The sequence below is a fragment of the Daejeonella rubra genome (genome assembly GCF_900103545.1).
Lineage (GTDB): Bacteria > Bacteroidota > Bacteroidia > Sphingobacteriales > Sphingobacteriaceae > Daejeonella > Daejeonella rubra.
This window is the reverse complement of sequence record NZ_FNHH01000025.1, coordinates 1-18,938: the sequence shown is the minus strand read 5'-3', so window position 1 is coordinate 18,938 and position 18,938 is coordinate 1. Positions and strand designations below refer to the sequence as shown.

Annotated in this window: 20 protein-coding genes; 6 read left to right on the top strand and 14 right to left on the bottom strand. The window is 37.3% G+C overall.

Annotated elements, in window-relative coordinates:
* Positions 1-61: 61 nt before the first annotated feature.
* From BLR27_RS14520 to BLR27_RS14475, 10 genes are all read right to left on the bottom strand, one after another.
* Positions 62-1,744, bottom strand: coding sequence for a tetratricopeptide repeat protein (locus BLR27_RS14520; RefSeq protein ID WP_090706074.1), 1,683 nt, complete (start codon positions 1,742-1,744; stop codon positions 62-64).
* An 11-nt stretch (positions 1,745-1,755) separates the two neighbouring features.
* Complete coding sequence (locus BLR27_RS14515) at positions 1,756-2,655, bottom strand: PstS family phosphate ABC transporter substrate-binding protein (RefSeq protein WP_090706072.1); 900 nt, start codon at positions 2,653-2,655, stop codon at positions 1,756-1,758.
* An 11-nt stretch (positions 2,656-2,666) separates the two neighbouring features.
* Positions 2,667-2,888, bottom strand: a complete 222-nt coding sequence (locus tag BLR27_RS14510) for a hypothetical protein (RefSeq protein WP_090706070.1) — start codon at positions 2,886-2,888, stop codon at positions 2,667-2,669.
* A 5-nt stretch (positions 2,889-2,893) separates the two neighbouring features.
* Positions 2,894-3,718 (bottom strand): energy transducer TonB, encoded by an 825-nt coding sequence (locus BLR27_RS14505; RefSeq protein WP_090706068.1) that lies wholly within the window; start codon positions 3,716-3,718, stop codon positions 2,894-2,896.
* A gap of 38 nt (positions 3,719-3,756) precedes the next feature.
* Positions 3,757-4,308, bottom strand: coding sequence for an ExbD/TolR family protein (locus tag BLR27_RS14500; RefSeq protein WP_090706066.1), 552 nt, complete (start codon positions 4,306-4,308; stop codon positions 3,757-3,759).
* 24 nt (positions 4,309-4,332) lie between these two features.
* Entirely contained in the window at positions 4,333-4,959 is a 627-nt protein-coding gene (locus BLR27_RS14495) for an ExbD/TolR family protein (protein WP_090706065.1), read from the bottom strand.
* An 86-nt stretch (positions 4,960-5,045) separates the two neighbouring features.
* Entirely contained in the window at positions 5,046-5,873 is an 828-nt protein-coding gene (locus BLR27_RS14490; RefSeq protein WP_090706063.1) for a MotA/TolQ/ExbB proton channel family protein, read from the bottom strand.
* Between the two features lie 338 nt (positions 5,874-6,211).
* Positions 6,212-7,813 (bottom strand): phosphoenolpyruvate carboxykinase (ATP), encoded by a 1,602-nt coding sequence (gene pckA, locus BLR27_RS14485; protein WP_090706142.1) that lies wholly within the window; start codon positions 7,811-7,813, stop codon positions 6,212-6,214.
* Positions 7,814-7,969: 156 nt separating this feature from the next.
* Positions 7,970-8,314 carry a translation initiation factor gene (locus tag BLR27_RS14480; protein WP_090706061.1) on the bottom strand — a complete coding sequence of 115 codons (345 nt, stop codon included), beginning with the start codon at positions 8,312-8,314 and terminating at the stop codon, positions 7,970-7,972.
* 3 nt (positions 8,315-8,317) lie between these two features.
* Entirely contained in the window at positions 8,318-9,190 is an 873-nt protein-coding gene (locus tag BLR27_RS14475) for a diacylglycerol/lipid kinase family protein (RefSeq protein WP_245704530.1), read from the bottom strand.
* A 220-nt stretch (positions 9,191-9,410) separates the two neighbouring features.
* Here BLR27_RS14475 and metK point away from each other — a divergent pair, with 220 nt between their 5' ends.
* The 3 genes from metK (at position 9,411) to BLR27_RS14460 (ending at position 12,065) form a co-directional block, all read left to right on the top strand.
* The gene (gene metK, locus BLR27_RS14470; protein WP_090706057.1) at positions 9,411-10,667 is read left to right on the top strand and encodes a methionine adenosyltransferase; all 1,257 of its coding nucleotides are present in this window, start codon (positions 9,411-9,413) and stop codon (positions 10,665-10,667) included.
* A gap of 68 nt (positions 10,668-10,735) precedes the next feature.
* On the top strand, positions 10,736-11,293 hold the full coding sequence (locus BLR27_RS14465) for an NUDIX domain-containing protein (RefSeq protein ID WP_090706056.1): 558 nt from the start codon (positions 10,736-10,738) through the stop codon (positions 11,291-11,293).
* 40 nt (positions 11,294-11,333) lie between these two features.
* Entirely contained in the window at positions 11,334-12,065 is a 732-nt protein-coding gene (locus BLR27_RS14460) for a lysophospholipid acyltransferase family protein (protein ID WP_090706054.1), read from the top strand.
* 14 nt (positions 12,066-12,079) lie between these two features.
* Here BLR27_RS14460 and BLR27_RS14455 read toward each other — a convergent pair whose 3' ends face one another.
* Together BLR27_RS14455 and BLR27_RS14450 are read right to left on the bottom strand one after the other, a co-directional pair.
* On the bottom strand, positions 12,080-12,799 hold the full coding sequence (locus tag BLR27_RS14455) for a LytR/AlgR family response regulator transcription factor (RefSeq protein ID WP_090706053.1): 720 nt from the start codon (positions 12,797-12,799) through the stop codon (positions 12,080-12,082).
* Position 12,800: 1 nt separating this feature from the next.
* Positions 12,801-13,811, bottom strand: coding sequence for a sensor histidine kinase (locus BLR27_RS14450; protein WP_090706051.1), 1,011 nt, complete (start codon positions 13,809-13,811; stop codon positions 12,801-12,803).
* A 201-nt stretch (positions 13,812-14,012) separates the two neighbouring features.
* Here BLR27_RS14450 and BLR27_RS18565 point away from each other — a divergent pair, with 201 nt between their 5' ends.
* From BLR27_RS18565 to BLR27_RS14440, 3 genes are read left to right on the top strand one after another with little or no spacing between them, the layout of a single operon-like run.
* A complete protein-coding gene (locus tag BLR27_RS18565) occupies positions 14,013-14,189 on the top strand; it encodes a hypothetical protein (RefSeq protein ID WP_176767713.1) in 177 nt (58 codons plus the stop codon).
* A gap of 6 nt (positions 14,190-14,195) precedes the next feature.
* Positions 14,196-15,095: an ABC transporter ATP-binding protein gene (locus BLR27_RS14445; RefSeq protein WP_090706050.1), complete on the top strand. Its 900-nt coding sequence runs from the start codon at positions 14,196-14,198 to the stop codon at positions 15,093-15,095.
* 6 nt (positions 15,096-15,101) lie between these two features.
* Positions 15,102-15,902 carry an ABC transporter permease gene (locus tag BLR27_RS14440; protein WP_090706048.1) on the top strand — a complete coding sequence of 267 codons (801 nt, stop codon included), beginning with the start codon at positions 15,102-15,104 and terminating at the stop codon, positions 15,900-15,902.
* On the opposite strand, the gene BLR27_RS14435 is transcribed toward BLR27_RS14440, so the two are convergent.
* Together BLR27_RS14435 and BLR27_RS14430 are read right to left on the bottom strand one after the other, a co-directional pair.
* Positions 15,903-17,252, bottom strand: a complete 1,350-nt coding sequence (locus tag BLR27_RS14435; protein ID WP_090706047.1) for a M20/M25/M40 family metallo-hydrolase — start codon at positions 17,250-17,252, stop codon at positions 15,903-15,905.
* Between the two features lie 50 nt (positions 17,253-17,302).
* Positions 17,303-18,706 (bottom strand): MBL fold metallo-hydrolase RNA specificity domain-containing protein, encoded by a 1,404-nt coding sequence (locus BLR27_RS14430; RefSeq protein ID WP_090706045.1) that lies wholly within the window; start codon positions 18,704-18,706, stop codon positions 17,303-17,305.
* Positions 18,707-18,938 lie beyond the last annotated feature (232 nt).

Below are 18,938 nucleotides of genomic sequence, written 5' to 3'. Positions count from 1 at the left end.
AAAAAAAAAGAAGCCCCTAAACAATGTTCAGGGACTTCTCTTTAATAATATATTTTACTTACTAATTACTACCACTAATGGCTGCAATGGCCTGAGTAGCTGTGGCATTTGAGGGGTCAAGAACAAGAACTTTATCAAAATATTCCTTTGCCTTGGCTGTATTTCCATCTTTTCTAGCAGCTACAGATCCAAGGTAGTTATACGCTTCGATCAAACCTGCAGTACTTTTAGCAGCCAGTTCAGGCTTATCAATAGTTACCAGCTTAACATATGTTTCATAAAAAGGAACTGCTAAACCCTGACTGTCATTTTCATCATCCATCAAACGGTTGATCCTTCCTCTGTACTGCCATCCCGCCTGAGTAGTTGGGGAGCGTTGTACCAGAAAACTGAAAGCAGTATCTGCTTTTACCAAAAGATCCTTTGTTGGATTTAGATTTGCAGCCTTCTGAGCACCATAGTTAAAGTAGTAAGACATTCCTAAATAGTAATAATCAAGTAAAGCTCTTTCAGGATTCTTTATTGCTACTTCATAAGCCTGGGCAGCTTCAACATACTTTTTCCCTTTGTATAAAGCCTGACCAATCTCACTCATAACAGCGGCATTGGTAGAATCAAGTTCAACTGCCTTGTTAATATTCGCCAAACCTTCTACAAACATGGTAGTATCCTTCATTTGAGCTCTGCCTAAATAAAGATAATCCTGTGAGATCAAACGGCTTGGCTCAACTTTGGATATAAAATCCTTTAAAGCCTGAGAACTTGCCATAAAATTTCCATTCTCAAAAGCAGAATAGGCCAAATAGCGTAAAACCCTTGGGTTAACCTTATCTAACTTAGCCATTTCATTAGCTTCAGCTTCAAGAGCTTTAAAGTCTTTTGTAAGGTATAAAAAGTCAGCATGACGCAAACGGGAATCTAATGAACGGTCAGTTAGATCCATGTATTTTTCGTAATACTGCAAAGCTTGCTTAATACGACCATCATATTCTTTTTGTGATGTCCAGGCCCACTGATAATAAGACTCAGCCAGTTCACGATATGCAGGACCATAATTTGCATCTAATGCAATTACACTGTTAAACTCTTCAATAGCCTCAGGAAACGCTTTTGACATCTTATTGATCTTCCCCAGTTCAACTTTTGACCTTAAAAAAGTTTTATCCAGATCGAATGCTGTTCTATAGGCACTGAATGCTTCACTATTTTTCATTTCAGAACGATATGCATCACCTAATACCAGATATAGCTGAGCATCCTTTTCGTTCAGAACCTTTGCTTTATTTAGATGAACCATCCCTTCAGCGATCATTGGTACTGGCGCATTAACATACGCTCTCCCAATATAAAGGTCTGTGACATGATCCTTCTTTTTAGTGAGTGAAATTGCTTTATCAAAGTTTGCCCTAGGGTTACCCTTTTTTGCAAGCTCAATAGCTCCTAAACCTACATAATTCAGCGGGAATTCAACATTAGCAGCTATACCCTTATTAAATGCCGTTTTGGCAGAGTCGATATAGTCAGGTCTGATGTAAATTGGTGACGTTGTTAGATATAAATTACCTAAATAAAAAAAGTTCTCGGGATTAGTTGGCTGAGTACTTGTTAAAGTGTTTAATATAGCCTTACCTTTTTGATACTGCTCAGCATCAATGGCCTTTCTGGCATCAGTTAAACTCTGAGCAAAAACTGCCGAACCTACTAATATAAAACCCAGGGTTATCTTAATTGCCTTGTTCATCATTTTAATATAATTTAATTTACAATATTTATCTCACGAGAAGGAATACTATCAGGCAAAAGTCCCGATTTTAGTACAATCCTCTGTCCTCGTTCACCTGCTATGAATGATGCAAAACCTGTGCCCAAACCTGCACCACCCTCACAATTTATAACATATAATGACCTTGTCAGTGGATACATTCCTAATGCGATATCATTTTGGGTAGGTTTATAATAGGCATCCGAACCTGGCTGACCACTTATATTCTTAACACCCAATATTTTTAATTCCGCAACGGTTTTCTCTAGTTGAACCGGTGGTTGTACCATCCAGTTGACACCTACAACTCCAATTGATCCGGGATTATCATTCACATATTTAATAACATCCGAGTTTGATTTCAGAGCATAAATACCTGCCGCAGGAAGAACCTCAATAGCTGCAAGTTCCTTAAAGTACCTTACCGTACTAGAATTTGCATTGTCAAAGACTAAACTCTCTAAAGATGAAGCCTCACCCTTTAAGATCTTAATAATATCTGAAACATCTGCATTTGCGTATTTTGATGAATTGTGTGTTATAAGGGCAATTCCATCAATAGCAAATCGATTTATCCGGACTTTAATGTTTTTTGATTCAAAATGCTTTGTTTCCTCTGCATTTAAAAGTCTTGATACTATCGCAACCTGAATACTATCACTTAAAAACAAATTTAATAATTCATTTTCAGATTTCATTACCAGATCAAGTTTTGCACCTGAATATGTACTTTCAAAAAGGTAAGCCTGATCTTCAATTATCGGAGCAAATGACTCGTCAACCAATATCTGCTCTTTACCACTTGTATATGTTTGCTGTTCCAAAGGTTTGCTCTGGCAGGAAACTAACACAAATGGAACTGCTAAATAAAGTAAGATCTGCAACACTTTCATAACATTTAGTACTAAGAACGAAGTAAACGTACAAATCTGATAAATGAATAAACAATCAATAGTATGGCAAATGCTAATCTATATCCAAAGGAAAGATCAATAGGAAAATCTTTCCAGAAAATAATAGCTACTCCTAAGGCAAAATAAAGGGCAAACATCCCCAGCCCTAAAATAAACAGAAATCGCTTTGCGGGCGATTTCTGTTTGTTCTGTTCCTGTTCAGAAAAAGACATCAATACTATTGACCTGCCAACTGGAAGAAAATAGGCATTGTATAGGCAACCCTTACAGGGCGACCATTTTGAATACCTGGCTTCCAGGCTGGTGCATTTTTCAATACCCGGATCGCTTCTTCATCACAACCGCCCCCAATACCACGAAGTACCTTAATATCAGTAAGTTGTCCATTTTTCTCAACAACGAAACTCATAATAACGCGACCTGTAATGTTATTTTCACGAGCCATTGGAGGATACTTCAAATTTTTCTGAAGATATTTTCCCCATCCAGCCATACCCCCTGTAAATTCAGGAAGAACTTCTACACTTGCAAAATCCTTGATGCTATTATCCTCAGTAACTTCAGCTTCTTTTGGAGCTTCGCCAACTGGTTCATCGATAACGATGTCTGCATTTGGATCACCCTCAATAGTCTTCTGACCAGGATCAGCAACTTTCAATTCTTCAATTGTTGGTGGCTCTTCATCTCTAACTTCTTCTGCTGGTACAACTACCGGAGGAGGAAATTTGATCTGATCGATCTTTGGTTTAGGAGGTTCAGGAGGAGGCGGTGGAAGCTCTTCTTTGTTAATTGGAGGAGGAGGTGCGAGAACAACTTCTGTAATCTTTACCTTTTCATCCTCTGGCAATATTCCGGATATATACCTAATAATTAATGGTAATGAAACCACTATAATAAAAAGTATTGAACCAATAAGAACTGCGCGACTTGTGGTTTTGGAATTATCTTTCCTTAAATCATAAGCACCATAGTTTTTATTTCTCCCGGCGAACACAACATCCAGCCATTCCGGTTTGAATAAATCTATTTTAGACCCTAACATATTTAATTCTTTAAAGGGTTAATAATTGTTTAATATAACTATTTGTAGAGGCCATCACGCTTTAATAAAGCGATATCCGGTTCAGAGATCTCAACGATCGCGTACCTATCTATGTTTGAAACTTTCATTTCATCAAGGATATCTACAAAATTTCTATAATTTGACTGATCACTAGGTTTGATCAAAACGATTAATCCTTTACTTGGATCACCAGTAGTTGCAATAACCTTTTTAGCATTTTCGATCAAAGCTTTTCTGATGCCATTCCTTCCATAATTATCAACCTGAGGAGGAGTTAGAGGCTTATCAACAAGTCCCATATACCATTCCAGGCGATTATTATCCCCTAAAAGTATAGTCATTGTTCTGTTATCAGCAACTGTTAATTCCTGCTGATCGTCTTTTTCCTTATCAGGCATGGCTAAATCCATTGCCTGAGGTTTAGCCAGCGTAGTGGTAAGCATGAAGAAGGTAATCAGAAGGAAAGCCAAATCCACCATTGCAGTTAAATCTACACGTGTTGATTGCTTCTTACTTCTTACTTTCCCGCCTTTATTCTTACCCCCGCCGGAGGTATCTAATTCTGCCATCGCGTTTTATATTTATTATACGAATTACTTCTCGTCTGCCCTCAGAGAGGTGATCAGACTAAATTTGTTAATATTCTGATCCTGAAGGATTCCCAATATTTTCTTGATGGAAGGATATTCTTCCCCTGAATCACCTTTAATACTGACACGCATATCAACATTATTAAGTTCTTTCGTTGCATAACGTGCTGATAAAAGCCAGTCGTGCAATTCGGATGGACGCTGACCTACTGAATCTGTAGGAATTCCAGGCTGTAGCCCGGCTGCATTACGTTCATCTCCTTTTAACATGATGATCTGCTTTAGGTTTCCTATTGGAACCCCAAAACTTTCCATTACTGAAAAACGGGTCTTTTCCTCATCGGTAAACTGGATCTGGTACTTTTCGCCCATCAATTCAAGAGTCCGCTTGCGGATAGGTTGACCCGGTACTCCAAAAAACACTTTACCTTTCTGACCAATAGTCAGTGTTGCTATATCCAAATCAGGCAATTTAAACTTTACTGTTGATGCAGGGGTATCAACAGGAAGAGGTTCAGGCTGACGGGCTGTTGCTGTAAGGATAAAGAAGGTAAGCAACAAAAAGGACACGTCACACATTGCTGTCATGTCGATAGCCGTACTTTTTCTGGCAACTTTAATTCTAGACATTGCTTATTTTAAATTAATACGATTTATTATAGAGATGAAAATATTCCGGGTTTTCCATAAACCCGGAATAAATTTTTCAAAACCTATTATTTATGAGTACTGGCGTAAGTTTGAACAATAGAGAAGCCTGCCTCATCAATTGCATATGTCAATTTATCAATTTTAGAAGTGAATATATTATACATGATGATCGCAACAGTAGAAGTAGCGATACCAGTTGCAGTATTGATCAATGCTTCAGAAATACCATTTGCAAGAGCTGCCTGATCCGGTGAGCCTGCAGTTGATAAAGCCGCGAAGGCCTTGATCATACCTGTTACTGTACCTAACAGGCCAGTCAGGGTACCAATTGATACCAAAGTTGCAATTACAGTTAAGTTTTGTTCTAACATTGGCATTTCCAAAGCGGTAGCTTCTTCAATATCCTTTTGAATAGCCAGACATTTTTGCTCAGTATCCATTTTAGGTTCAACTTCCATTTCTTTGTATTTCTTCAAACCAGATTTGATCACATTTGCAACAGAACCTTCTTGTTTATCGCACTCAGCAATAGCTGAATCAATGTTTCCAGCACCGATAAAACTTTGTACTTTCTTTACAAATAAATCAATGTTCCCTTTACCTGTAGCTTTTCCGATAACAAAGAAACGCTCGAATGAAAATACGATCACCATAAGGAATAAACCCATCAGTACTGGTACAACATATCCTCCTTTGTAAACCATTCCGAAGTAGTTACCTGGTAGTGGGTGACCGTTCTCAGGATCTCCACCTTCAAAATTAGCAGGATCTCCCATTACGAATTTCCATAACAGTACTCCGACAAGAATACACATCACAATAGATAGACTTGCAAAAATGCTTGAACCAGAGCTCTCTTTCTTAGCTGTTGTTGGTTTTGGTGCGTTCGCCATTTTTTTAAAATTTAGTTTTTAGTTGTTGATTAAATAATAGAAGTTAATTGATTTTTATTTGGTACTGCTTGTTTAATATGTTAAATATAATGTGTGTTAAATATATAACTAAATAATATTTCTGTAACCCTGATACTTAAAGGTTAACAAAAATATAATTTTCGACTTAATAAAAAACTATTTGTGAATTTATTAATTCAATCCTGTCAAAGCCATCCCTAGAATTAAGCAAGAACTATGCCTTTCTAAAAGAAGATCGCCTTCAAAATCCGGCAATCATTTTACAATAAAAACTATTTTTTATTGCAAATGCAAATTTACCTCATGATTTTAAAAATTTAAGCATTCACATTTACCCTCGATTCATCCATAAGTAACTCATTATCAGTATATTTTGAATATTGTTTAAAATTTGATACAAATGCTTCTACCAAGCCTGCTGCCTTAAGGTCATAGGCTTGTTTGTCTTTCCATGTGTTTCTTGGATTTAAAATTTCAGAAGGAACACCCGGACAAGTTAAAGGCATTGCCAATCCAAATAATGGATGCTCTTCAAACTTTACATCCTGCAAGCTACCATTTAATGCTGCTGCTATCATAGCTCTGGTATAAGAAAGTTTCATTCTGGTCCCGGTACCATATTCCCCACCAGTCCATCCGGTATTAATAAGCCATACATTAACCCCATACCGTTCGATATTCCGACCCAAAAGTTCGGCATATTTTGTAGGATGCAAGGGCAAAAAGGCCTTGCCAAAACACGCAGAGAACGTTACCTGCGGCTCATTGATACCAGCCTCAGTTCCAGCTACTTTAGCTGTATAACCTGAGATAAAATGATACATTGCCTGAGCAGGACTTAGCCGTGAAATTGGAGGTAATACACCAAAAGCATCAGCCGTGAGAAAAAAGATGTTTTTCGGACCGGAAGCTACAGAAGGAATAAAAGCATTATCTATAAAATTGATAGGATATGCTACTCTCGTGTTCTCAGTTTTTTCAATATTATTAAAATCAACAGTCCTGGTTCCCTCAATAAAATTGATATTCTCTAACAATGAACCATAGCGTATTGCCTTATAAATTTGAGGTTCCTTCTCCGGACTAAGATCCACACACTTTGCATAACATCCTCCTTCAAAATTAAAAACACTGTTTTTACTCCATCCATGTTCATCATCACCTATTAGTCTCCGATCCGGATCGGCAGAAAGGGTTGTCTTACCCGTTCCTGACAAACCAAAAAATATTGCAGTATCTCCCTCTGCACCAATATTTGCAGAGCAATGCATAGAAAGAACATTATGCTGGTGAGGTAAAATAAAATTAAGGACTGAGAATATTCCTTTTTTAATCTCGCCAGTGTACCCGGTACCTCCAATCAGAATAATTTGTCTTGTAAAATTAATGATACAGAAGTTAGCCTGCCTGGTTCCATCAATTTCAGGATTCGCTTTAAATCCGGGAGCCGCAATAATCGTCCATTCAGGTCTTGAAGCCGGATCAACGTGCGCGGGCCTTAGAAACAAGTTGTTTGCGAATAGGTTTTGATAGGCAGTTTCTGTAACTACCCTGATATTCAACCTGAATTCCTCACTGGCACAGGCATAAGCGTCCCTCACATAAATTTTCCTTTCAGTAAGATATTGGGTCACTTTGATAAATAATGAATCAAATTCCAGTTCACTGAACTTGATATTAATATCACCCCACCAAACTGATTCTTCTGTGATTTTATCGCATACGATGAAACGATCACGAGGTGAACGTCCGGTAAATTCACCTGTATCGGCTGCAAGTGCACCACTATCTGCTAAATATGCTTCTCCGTTGCAGATAGCAATTTCGATTAATTCAGATGGCGATAATTGGTAGTTGATTAATTTTGCATTATCAAGATTTAGATAATGAAGGTCTGGATTGCTTTTTGATAACCTCATGCTGTTCATTTCATTATCGGATTTTTTTATCAAAAATAATGCCTATTGAGGCATAAATAAAAATAAAATAATGTTGAAAAGAAGCTGAACGTAATTAAGACACTAAGACATAATTAATTAATAATCAATTAGTTAATATATATATATTTTGAATTATTAAGCGCCGATTTTTTTTACTTTAAACCCTTCTGCCAGGAGCAATGTCATGACCTTTTCACGAAAATCTCCCTGAATTATAATTTCGGCATCTTTGGCAGTCCCGCCAACTCCACATTTTTGCTTTAACTTTTTCCCCAGAATCTCAAGATCTTCCTTAGTTCCAATAAAACCGGTAACCAGTGTAACTGCTTTACCGCCGCGTTGTTTCCTGTCGAGCTGAACTCTCAGATCTTGGAGGCGGGGCTCCAGAGTTTCCAGGGGTTCAGAATCATCAGAAATATACCCAAAGTCAGGATCCGTGGAAAATACAACCCCCAGAAAATTTTTATTCTTTTTAGACATAAATTAATTAAGAATATTTAAAGAATGTGGATTTACTCCGATACTCAGGATTGTTCCCATATTAAACGGATCTCCATCCAGATGAACTGCTGCAGAGCTCTCTCTTGTAATAATGATCTTTCTGCCCTGAATTATCTCCAGGTAGTTTGATTTATGTGTAGTCTTTCTGAACATTCTAAGCACTAATGCAGGAAATATATAAAGAGGGAATGGTTTTAGGATACAAATATCCAGCATACCATCATTCAGAGAGGCGAAAGGAGAAATATGTGCGTTGTTACCATACTGAGATGAATTAGCAATGCTAATCATAAAGGCCTGATGCTCATATTCTTTTCCATCTATCGTAAGACTATAATGCTGAGAATGATAATTGGAAACTTCTGAGAAAGCTATCTTAACATAGCTGCTAAGACCGCGCTTTACATTTTCAGCAAAACGTGAACTAATCTGAGCATCAAATCCAATTCCTGCCATATTAAAAAATTTCCTGCCGTTAAATGTGCCTGAATCGATTTTACTAATATGAAGTTTATTTATTCTTTTTATAGCTTGCACATCACCAATTGGAATCCCCAAAGATCTGGCCAGCCCATTCCCTGATCCAAATGGTATTATTCCCATTAACTTATTTGTTCCCTCAACTTCAGATGCTACCTCATTTATTGTACCATCACCTCCCACTGCAACCAGAATATCTACTCCATTTCTGAGCGCTTCAGCTGCAAGAAGAGATCCATGACCATGATATTCCGTAAAGACACATTCAGAATCAAATTTGCTCTTATCCAGATATTTATCAATCTTTTCTGGAAAATTATATTTGGTCTTTCCTCCTGAAATCGGATTGATAACGAATAAAATTTTTCTTTTCAAGTTAATTTAGATTTTAACATCAAAAATACTCTTAAATTTTTTAGAACATAATATTTATCCTACTTTTGCTATGCAAAAAAGTGGATCGATTTGCGTTGATTGCAACCACGTAAAAAAAAGTGCTAAAACATTCTGCCGATTTTTACTCCGATCAATACTATCCCCACTTTCCTGCATTATTGTTAACAGTCTAGAATATTTAATATTTAATAAAAACTCTATGCCTTATTTATTTACCTCAGAATCTGTATCAGAAGGACATCCTGACAAGGTAGCTGATCAGATATCAGACGCTTTAATCGATAATTTTTTAGCCTGGGATCCAGATTCAAAAGTTGCCTGTGAGACATTAGTCACTACCGGCCTTGTTGTATTAGCCGGAGAAGTAAAATCTCAGGTTTATTTAGATGCTCAAAAAATTGCTCGTGATGTAATTCGTAAAATTGGATACACAAAATCCGAATATATGTTCGAAGCAGATTCATGCGGTGTTATTTCAGCAATCCATGAGCAGTCAGCAGATATCAATCAGGGTGTTGACCGTGTAAATAAACAAGATCAGGGTGCCGGAGATCAGGGTATGATGTTTGGTTATGCCACCAATGAGACTGATAACTATATGCCACTGGCATTGGATCTGGCTCATAAGATCTTAACAGAGCTGGCAATCCTAAGAAGAGAAAACTCATCTATCAAGTATCTTCGTCCTGATGCTAAGTCACAGGTAACCATTGAATACAGTGATGATCATAAGCCAGTTCGCATCGATGCCATTGTAGTATCTACTCAGCATGACGACTTCGATTCAGAAGAAAATATGCAGAAAAAGATCCAGCAGGATATTGTTTCAATATTAATTCCAAGAATTAAAGCACAGCTTAAACCTGAACTTCAGACTTTATTTACTGATGCTATAAAGTACCATATCAATCCTACAGGTAAATTCGTGATCGGTGGTCCCCATGGTGACACTGGATTAACTGGTCGTAAGATCATTGTTGATACCTACGGTGGAAAAGGCGCACACGGTGGCGGCGCATTCTCTGGAAAAGACCCTTCCAAAGTGGATCGTTCTGCAGCTTATGCAACACGACATATTGCTAAAAATCTTGTTGCGGCAGGTGTTTGCAGTGAGATACTTGTTCAGGTATCCTATGCGATCGGTGTTAAAGATCCAATGGGTATTTTTGTAGATACTTACGGTACTGCAAATGTTGATTTCACCGATGGTGAGATCGCACAAAAAATATCTTCGCTTTTTGACATGACACCTTACGGTATTGAAACCCGTTTAAAACTTCGTAATCCGATCTATTCTGAAACTGCAGCATATGGACATATGGGCAGAATAAATGAAGTTGTAACGAAAACATTTAATGGTTCGAACGGAGAATCAAAAACTGTAGATGTTGAGTTGTTTACTTGGGAAAAGCTTGATTTTACGGATCAGGTTAAAAAAGCTTTCAATTTAGCTTAATCGTTATTCTTATATCTGAAAGCCTTCTTTCTTTGTAGAAAGAAGGCTTTTTTTTTAATATTGTATTGATGAAAGAGCAAGACATTAACCCCTGGCAAACACTTTCCAGTAAAAAGATATACGACAATCCCTGGATCAGTTTAACAGAGCATCAGGTAATAAATCCGGGTGGAGGAAAGGGTATTTACGGAGAAGTTCATTTCAAAAATCTGGCAATAGGTGTAATCGTATTGGATGATGCTAATAATACGTGGCTCGTTGGTCAGTATCGCTATCCTTTGAAAGCATATAGCTGGGAAATTCCTGAAGGCGGCGGACCTGAAAATATTGATCCACTGACCTCAGCAAAACGGGAATTACTCGAAGAAACAGGTATTGAGGCAATTTCATGGACAGAAATTCAGCGGATACACCTTTCTAATTCTGTGAGTGATGAAACAGGTATTATATTTCTTGCGCAGGATCTAAGCTTTGGAGAATCAAACCCAGAAGAAAGTGAACAGCTTATTATTAGAAAAATACCATTTTTGGAAGCCTATGAAATGGTATTAACTGGAGAAATAACTGACTCTTTAAGTGTGGCTGCCATTTTAAAAGTGAAGATCACGCACTTTAACTCATTATAATTAAATTAGAAAATAATTGCACGAGGTTAATTAGATACTCATGAATAAACTATTTGGCTATATCCTCACTCCAATACACTATCTTCTATTCGGACTTTTTCTTTGTTTGTTCCACCCTGTACAATGGGTATGTTTAAAATTGGGAGGTCAGGAAGGACATAAAAAATCTGTTGATCTTTTAAATTTCTTTCTTTTGGGTACCTATTTTATAATGGGAAGCAGAATAATCTTCAAAAACCCCTACGATTTACCAACAGACAGGCCAATCATCTTTATTGCAAATCATCAGAGCATGTATGATATACCTGCACTTATCTGGTTTCTAAGAAGGTATCATGCAAAGTTCATTTCAAAAATAGAACTGACAAAAGGTATTCCGAGCATCTCATTCAATCTGAAGTACGGAGGCGGGGCCAATATTGACAGGAAAGACAGTAAGCAAGCAGTTTCCGAAATTTTTAAACTGGCTGAACGCATGCAAAAATTCAACTGGTCTACCGTTATTTTTCCGGAAGGAACAAGAGCAAAAAATGGGCAATTAAAACCTTTTGCTATTGGTGGGGTAGCTACATTATTGAAAAAAGTACCTAATGCTCTGATCGTACCTATTGCAATTAACGGATCATGGAAGCTGGTTCAATATGGGAAATTTCCATTAAGTGCCGGACAAAAAATAACCTGGGAAGTACTTGAGCCAATAGAACCGGAAAAGAAAACAATGGAAGAAATTGTAGCTGCGGCAGAAGAAGCTATAAAAGAAGCATTGAAATAAATTCCAAAGATTATTTATCCAATATTTTTATCTTCTATCTGCTTGAAAAAATACTCACGGTAGGTATCTCCAATTGGTATTATCTTTTCACCAATCTGTATCCGGCTACGCTCTATGCTTTCAATCTTGCCGAGAGCAATTATATATGATTTATGTACCCTGATAAAAGATTTTGAGGGCAAAGATTCTTCCATTTTTTTCATATTCTGCAAGGTGATTATCCTTTCAGATTTGGTAAAAATTGAGATATAATCCTTAAGGCCCTCAATGTATAATATATCATCAAGGTAGATCTTCTGGATCTTATGTTCAGTTTTTACAAAAATGAAATCATGGTTTTTCTGAGCAGGAAGTACTTCAGGTGCTGAAGAATTAGTATTACCCGAATTCTGAAGCACTTTTTGTGCAGCTTTATAAAATCGATCAAATGCGATTGGCTTAAGCAGATAATCCACCACATCAAGTTCATATCCATCAAGTGCATATTGAGAATACGCTGTAGTAAGTATCACATCACACTTCCCGTTTATGATCTTTAAAAACTGTATACCGGTAAGTTCAGGCATCTGTACATCAAGAAAAACCAGATCAATGGCATCACTTTGGACAAGCGACAAGCCCTCAATAGCACTGGTTGTGGTCTTTACAAGGGTCAAAAACGGAACCTTACTGATATAATCTTCTAAAATATCCAGAGCAAGAGGCTCATCGTCAACAACCAGACAACGTATCATTTTATAAATTTAGATATAATTCACAATTATATACATCATTCCTGTCATCAATATGCAGACGATACTGGTCCTTATACAATAAGTCTAATCGCCTTTGCACATTCTGCAAACCAATCCCACCTGTAATATCCTTATTCATTGTACTTTTTTTATTAATTACCTGAAAGAAAAGCTTACCAGCTGAAAGATTCAGGATAATGCTTATCGGATTTTCAATATCTGTTGCAATCCCATGCTTGAAGGCATTTTCCACAAAAGAGATCAGCACAAGTGGGGTAATCTTAAGCCCCTGAGGATCGCCATTTACTTCAAATCTTATGTAAATATTGTCTTTAAATCTTAGCTTTTGAAGTTCAATATAATTTTCAAGGTACCTGATTTCGTCAGAGAGTGCTACCTTATCAACATTGCTTTCATAAAGCATGTATCTCATGATCTCGGAAAGCTTTAATATAGCTTCAGGTGTTTTCTCAGCTTTCTGATAGGCAAGAGAATAGATATTATTTAAGGAGTTAAATAAAAAATGAGGGTTTATTTGAGATTTCAAAAATGCAAGCTCCGCGATTAGCTTTTCGTTTTCCAGATGACTTTTAACTTTCTCATTCAGGAACCAATCCAGCATGAATTTCAATACTGTACTAAGGAAGATAAAGAAACAGCTAACAAACGCAGCACTGGCGTAATAATCCCAGAAGTCCATAATATGTTTGCCACCATCCCTCTTTATTACAATATCATAAAAATAATAAGCGAGTCCGCATTTAATAAAAGCTGAAACAATTACCAGGAGTACCATAGCAAGGGCGCACCATAAATATTTCTTCCGGTTCAGAAAAGTAGGCAGAATGAAAAGATAATTAATATAAAAAAGAGAAATATTTATAAATCCGAAATAAACAAAAATCACAACGGTTGATTGGACAATCCTGCCATTACTTGCCATATACATAAAGAACAGCACAATTGCTATCCAAACAATTGCATGAAGAACTATTTGCTTCAACTTATTCATAACCTAAAAGTATTATTTCAGACTGTCTGAGGGCATTAGTTTCGACCAACAGGCAAAAGCAATCTGCCAACCGCCCAATATAGGCTATTAAACTTTAGAGAGGAAAAAAGTACAGTTTGTCTTATAAATAAGCAGCTTGGTCTAATACATTTCAGGATGAGATTTATTAGGTATTTCTTTGTTTAATCAAAATCAGGTAATATGAAAAAGTTGACGAACTGTATTTCTCCATTCATCATGTTGTTAGTGCCATTGTTCTTTCTTATTGGAATTCTTGCATTAAGTGTAAACAATGAAATTCCTGCTGAGAAGCAAAATGCTAGCTTAAAATTACAGGTACCATCGATCAGGACCATAATCCAAACTGCGATTAAATAATTAATTGTGCCTGACCAGATCGTTGAAACTAAAAGCCTGTCTTACCATTTCGGTATTAATCAGGTATTGGACAACGTATCTCTGAGGGTTGAGGCTGGCAGTATTTATGGATTCCTTGGCCCCAATGGAGCAGGTAAAACAACAACAATTAAAATATTGCTTAATCTGTTGCATTCAGATTCAGATAAGGTATATCTCTTTGGTAAAGAATTCAGCAAGAACCGAATCGAGATCCTTTCAAAGATAGGATCACTTATTGAACAGCCGGCAATATATCATCACTTATCAGGCAGAGAGAATTTAATTAACAGAGCCCGACTCCTTCAGATTCCCAAAATCAGAGTGGGTGAAATACTGAAACTAGTTGACCTGACAGAAAGTGCAGACAAGAAAGCAGGTAAATATTCTTTAGGGATGAAGCAGAGGCTTGGCATTGGATTAGCACTCTTACCAGATCCAGAATTACTAATTCTGGATGAACCAACTAATGGTTTAGACCCCAATGGAATTATTGATGTAAGAAACTTACTAAGGAAACTAGTGTCAGAAATGGGGAAAACTGTTTTCATTTCAAGTCATATGCTTTCTGAAGTTGAAAAAATGGTTACTCATCTCGGAATCATTAATCGCGGTAAACTAGTATTCCAGGGAAGTTTAGAAGAACTTCACAAAATAAGTAAGAAACAGATCCTGATTCAGGCAAGTGACCCTGTTAAAGCAAAGGTACTATTATCAGAAAACGGATATCCTACAGACCTTTTAGCTGAAATACTCTATACGCCATACATATCAAAGGAGCAAAATGCTGAAATTAATAGTCTACTCGTAAGAAACAATCATAAAGTTTATAGTTTAAGTCAGAGCCAGGAAAATCTGGAAAATTTATTTCTTTCTATCACTCAATAAAAATTTATGCAGGGGTTCATACTTTCATTACAGTCTGAGTTCTATAAAACCCGCAAAACACTGGCCTTTTTGTCAGCAATCCTGTTACCCCTGGCTCTTTGTTTAATGGTCTCTGCAGGATTTTATTTAAATGCCCATAAAATGGTTAACCACTCTGCTGAAATGCAGTGGATGAGATTTAGCGGTGCGTTTATTGGAGTTATGGGCAGCTTACTCTTACCATTGCTTATCATATTTCAATCCTTTTCAATCAATAATATTGAACACAAGGCAGAAATGTGGAAAAGCCTCTTTTCATTGCCTATTCCTAAATGGAGTATATACTCGGCTAAATTTGTTTATGCATTATTTTTAAACGCTTTGTGCCTGACCTTATTTGCCACATTCATATTAGCGTCGGGAATTATACTTGACTTGCTTAAACCAGAGTTAAAATTCAATGAATTCAGTTTCGCGGGGACCCTTTTCAAACTGCATATGAAGCTTTTTCTGGCTTCCACCGGTATTTTATCAATCCAGTTTCTGTTCAGTTTATTGTGGGCTGATTTCCTGAAACCAATGGGTATTGGACTATTACTAACAGTGTTTGGAATAATTACAGCCAATTTAGGTTGGAAATATGCATTTACTATTCCGTACACTCATCCTATGCTTGCAATAAACAGTATCATGAAACAGGTCCTAAACAATAAGAATCAGCAAATGACCTTTGATCTGATGAGCAAAGAAATATGGTTTAGTCTGGCAGTTGCTACTGTAACCTTTGTTATTGGCTATTTTGTGATCAGAAACAGAAGTGTTAAATAATTAACGTACTGAACGGGGAATCACAACCAGACTTTCATGCCCGTCGCTATCAACTGACTGTACACCAAAGTAATAATTATCCTTTGAATAGTTGAGAATAGCTTTTGTATCAGTGACAAAGAATTTCTTTTCCCAAAGAGGGCTGCTTGTTTCTCTCATTACGACATAATACCCAACAGGTTTTTCACCTGCAGGAATTTCCCACCTAAGTTCAGTTTTATTTGTCAGGCCACTTGTTACGATACCTACCTTTAGTGGTTCTCTTGGAGCCAGTGCCAGGTTAGCTAAGGAAGCCAGATTCATACGGGTAACTTTACGGGTATATTCATAATCTACAAAATCAGGCAGATCACCATAATCAGTGCCGTTTTCTTTGCGTACTGTCTGGTGCTGACGATCAAAGTTTTCATTCATTTCAGTTATCCTGATTCCTGCAAAACCAAGCTGAGAAAAGGGTGTATGATCACCACCACGAAGATATCTGTCGCGACGATAGATCAGCTTAACATCTAACTGATTTACATACCGCTCACCTATTTCCTTAAAATATCTTGCAAACTGCCTTGCATTACCATCATTCTCAGATCCTGTACTCGCCCGGCGGGCTGCTTCTTCAGTGCTTTCTACAACCGATACTCCTTCACTGAATATCCTGACACTGTTATTATCCTTTAAACCGGTTTCAATACCATAAGTATTACCAACAATATCATTAGTGATCATGCCAGCAACATTCCAACCTTCTGCTTTTGCACGTTTTGCAAGATTGGCAGCTCCATATAAGCCTTGTTCCTCGGCAACCATGGCCACAAAGATTAGCGTGCAATTAAACTTAAACTTGCTCATTACCCTGGCCAGTTCCATAGCAGCAGCGGTTCCTGATGCATCATCATTTGCACCGGGTGCAAATATTTTAGAATCATTTACATCGGATGCCCTCGAATCATAATGACCAGATACAATAAATACACGGTCATCTGCAGGGTCTGTTCCGGGAAGAATGCCTAATACATTTTTCATTACCGTAGGTGTAGCTATCCTCCTTCCGTCAGCAGCCTGGGTGAATGTATCAAACTCAACTTTAAGTCTGCCTCCTGAGGCAGCAGAATAACGTCCAAGTTCTGATTTTATCCAGTTACGGGCTGCCCCAATGCCGATAGTGTTGCTTACAGTATCGCTCATGCTATGACGAGTCTGAAAGCTCACCAGTTTCCTGACAATAGCCTCTATATTTTGAGAAGAAACCTCTTCAACCATTGTTTTGATCTGCTGATCCTGCCTGATAATTGAGGTTTGCGACCAGCTGTTAAGACCTGATGCAATTAGAATGAAGGATAAAAAATATTTCATGTGATAAATAAGTAGGTTAATTTCTGATAAATATGAAAACAATACTGATTTTATTCAAGAATAAATTCCTGATGTCTTTCCGGGATCTCTACAGAAGTGAATCCCTTTTCCAGGATCTTCTCTTTGAATGCTTCCTGGACATTATATTCTCCATGAACCAGGAACAACTTCTTCACTTTTGACGGATCCTGACATGCAATAAATTTCAGGAGATCTTCATAATCTCCATGTGCGCTCATTGAGCGTATAGTTCTGACTTCAGCTTTGACGGCATACTCTTCACCGAATATAGAAACAGAAGTATATCCCGCCATTAATCGTCCTCCCAAAGAATTGGGCTCACAATAACCAACCATCAAAATTGTATTTTTTTCATCAGATATATTATTCTTGATGTGGTGTTTAACCCTTCCGGCCTCTGCCATTCCGGAAGCAGAAATTATAACACATGGATCAGGATCAATATTTAATGCCTTTGAGGCGCTAGTATCCTGGATAAAGGTTAATTTTTCAAAATTAAAGGGATCATCATCATGCAGCATGACATCCTGAACATGCTTATTAAAATTCTCAGGGTGACTTTTCACAACATTGGTCGCCTTTATTGATAAAGGACTATCTACATAATATTTTACATCCGGCAGAATTCCTCTTTCTTCAAGGTGGTTCAATGAATAAAGTAATTCCTGCGTACGGCCAACACTAAATGCAGGAATGATCACCTTGCCTTGACGCAAGATGCAGGTTTGATAAATGATCTCTTTCAGTAATTCCTCAGCAGGTTCTGCATCCTGATGCAGGCTATCTCCATAGGTTGACTCCAAAAGAATATAGTCTGACTGTGCAAATGTTTCAGGTGATTTCAGGATCAGATCACCATAGCGACCAACATCACCACTAAAAGTTAGGCGGCTTGTTTTTCCATTTTCATTTATGGTCAAATGAACGGCTGCACTACCAATAATATGCCCTACATCAGTCAGTTCAAACTTAATATCTTCATTAATTTGCAGTTCAGTATTATATTTCACTATCCGGAATTGCCGCAAACAAGCAATTGCATCGTCTTCAGTATATAATGGCTTCAACAATGGCAGGCCTTTACGGACCCGGTGTTTATTGCTATACTCTGAATCCTGCTGTTGAATTTTAGCTGAATCCATCAGTAAAATTCGGACCAGATCCATTGTAGCTGCAGTACAATAAATTTCTCCTTTAAATCCCTGGGCAACCAGGCGAGGTATCAATCCGCTATGATCAATATGTGCATGACTTAGTATCAAATAATTAACCTCAGCAGGATTAAATCCGAAATGCTCATTGAGGGCATCAGTCTCTTCACCCATACCCTGAAACATACCGCAATCCAATAAAATCTTTGTGCCATTATCCAGAGTAAGCAAGTGTTTACTTCCTGTAACATTTCTTGCGGCACCATGAAAACTTATTCGCATATCCTTTGACCCATTTTATCAGGCTTCATTCAAAATTAGTCGAAAAAATTACAATTGTGTTAAGATCCAGAAAAGTTAAGACGATATCTGAACTTTATTTCTTAATATCAAATCTCAAATAAAAAAGACTATAAATAAAAAAAGAGGCTGTCTCAAAAGGACAGCCTCTTTTTTATGGAATAAATATACAAGTTAATTTGCATAATATATTGATAATCAGTATATTGATGTA

Coding starts and splice junctions, on each gene's coding strand:
- BLR27_RS14465 (WP_090706056.1), top strand. CDS start 10,736: ATGAAAGAGCAAGACATTAACCCCTGGCAAACACTTTCCAGTAAAAAG.
- BLR27_RS14430 (WP_090706045.1), bottom strand. CDS start 18,706: ATGCGAATAAGTTTTCATGGTGCCGCAAGAAATGTTACAGGAAGTAAA.
- BLR27_RS14460 (WP_090706054.1), top strand. CDS start 11,334: ATGAATAAACTATTTGGCTATATCCTCACTCCAATACACTATCTTCTA.
- BLR27_RS14495 (WP_090706065.1), bottom strand. CDS start 4,959: ATGTCTAGAATTAAAGTTGCCAGAAAAAGTACGGCTATCGACATGACA.
- BLR27_RS14440 (WP_090706048.1), top strand. CDS start 15,102: ATGCAGGGGTTCATACTTTCATTACAGTCTGAGTTCTATAAAACCCGC.
- BLR27_RS14435 (WP_090706047.1), bottom strand. CDS start 17,252: ATGAAATATTTTTTATCCTTCATTCTAATTGCATCAGGTCTTAACAGC.
- BLR27_RS14520 (WP_090706074.1), bottom strand. CDS start 1,744: ATGATGAACAAGGCAATTAAGATAACCCTGGGTTTTATATTAGTAGGT.
- BLR27_RS14510 (WP_090706070.1), bottom strand. CDS start 2,888: ATGTCTTTTTCTGAACAGGAACAGAACAAACAGAAATCGCCCGCAAAG.
- BLR27_RS14505 (WP_090706068.1), bottom strand. CDS start 3,718: ATGTTAGGGTCTAAAATAGATTTATTCAAACCGGAATGGCTGGATGTT.
- BLR27_RS14450 (WP_090706051.1), bottom strand. CDS start 13,811: ATGAATAAGTTGAAGCAAATAGTTCTTCATGCAATTGTTTGGATAGCA.
- BLR27_RS14500 (WP_090706066.1), bottom strand. CDS start 4,308: ATGGCAGAATTAGATACCTCCGGCGGGGGTAAGAATAAAGGCGGGAAA.
- pckA (WP_090706142.1), bottom strand. CDS start 7,813: ATGAGGTTATCAAAAAGCAATCCAGACCTTCATTATCTAAATCTTGAT.
- BLR27_RS14515 (WP_090706072.1), bottom strand. CDS start 2,655: ATGAAAGTGTTGCAGATCTTACTTTATTTAGCAGTTCCATTTGTGTTA.
- BLR27_RS14455 (WP_090706053.1), bottom strand. CDS start 12,799: ATGATACGTTGTCTGGTTGTTGACGATGAGCCTCTTGCTCTGGATATT.
- BLR27_RS14490 (WP_090706063.1), bottom strand. CDS start 5,873: ATGGCGAACGCACCAAAACCAACAACAGCTAAGAAAGAGAGCTCTGGT.
- metK (WP_090706057.1), top strand. CDS start 9,411: ATGCCTTATTTATTTACCTCAGAATCTGTATCAGAAGGACATCCTGAC.
- BLR27_RS18565 (WP_176767713.1), top strand. CDS start 14,013: ATGAAAAAGTTGACGAACTGTATTTCTCCATTCATCATGTTGTTAGTG.
- BLR27_RS14480 (WP_090706061.1), bottom strand. CDS start 8,314: ATGTCTAAAAAGAATAAAAATTTTCTGGGGGTTGTATTTTCCACGGAT.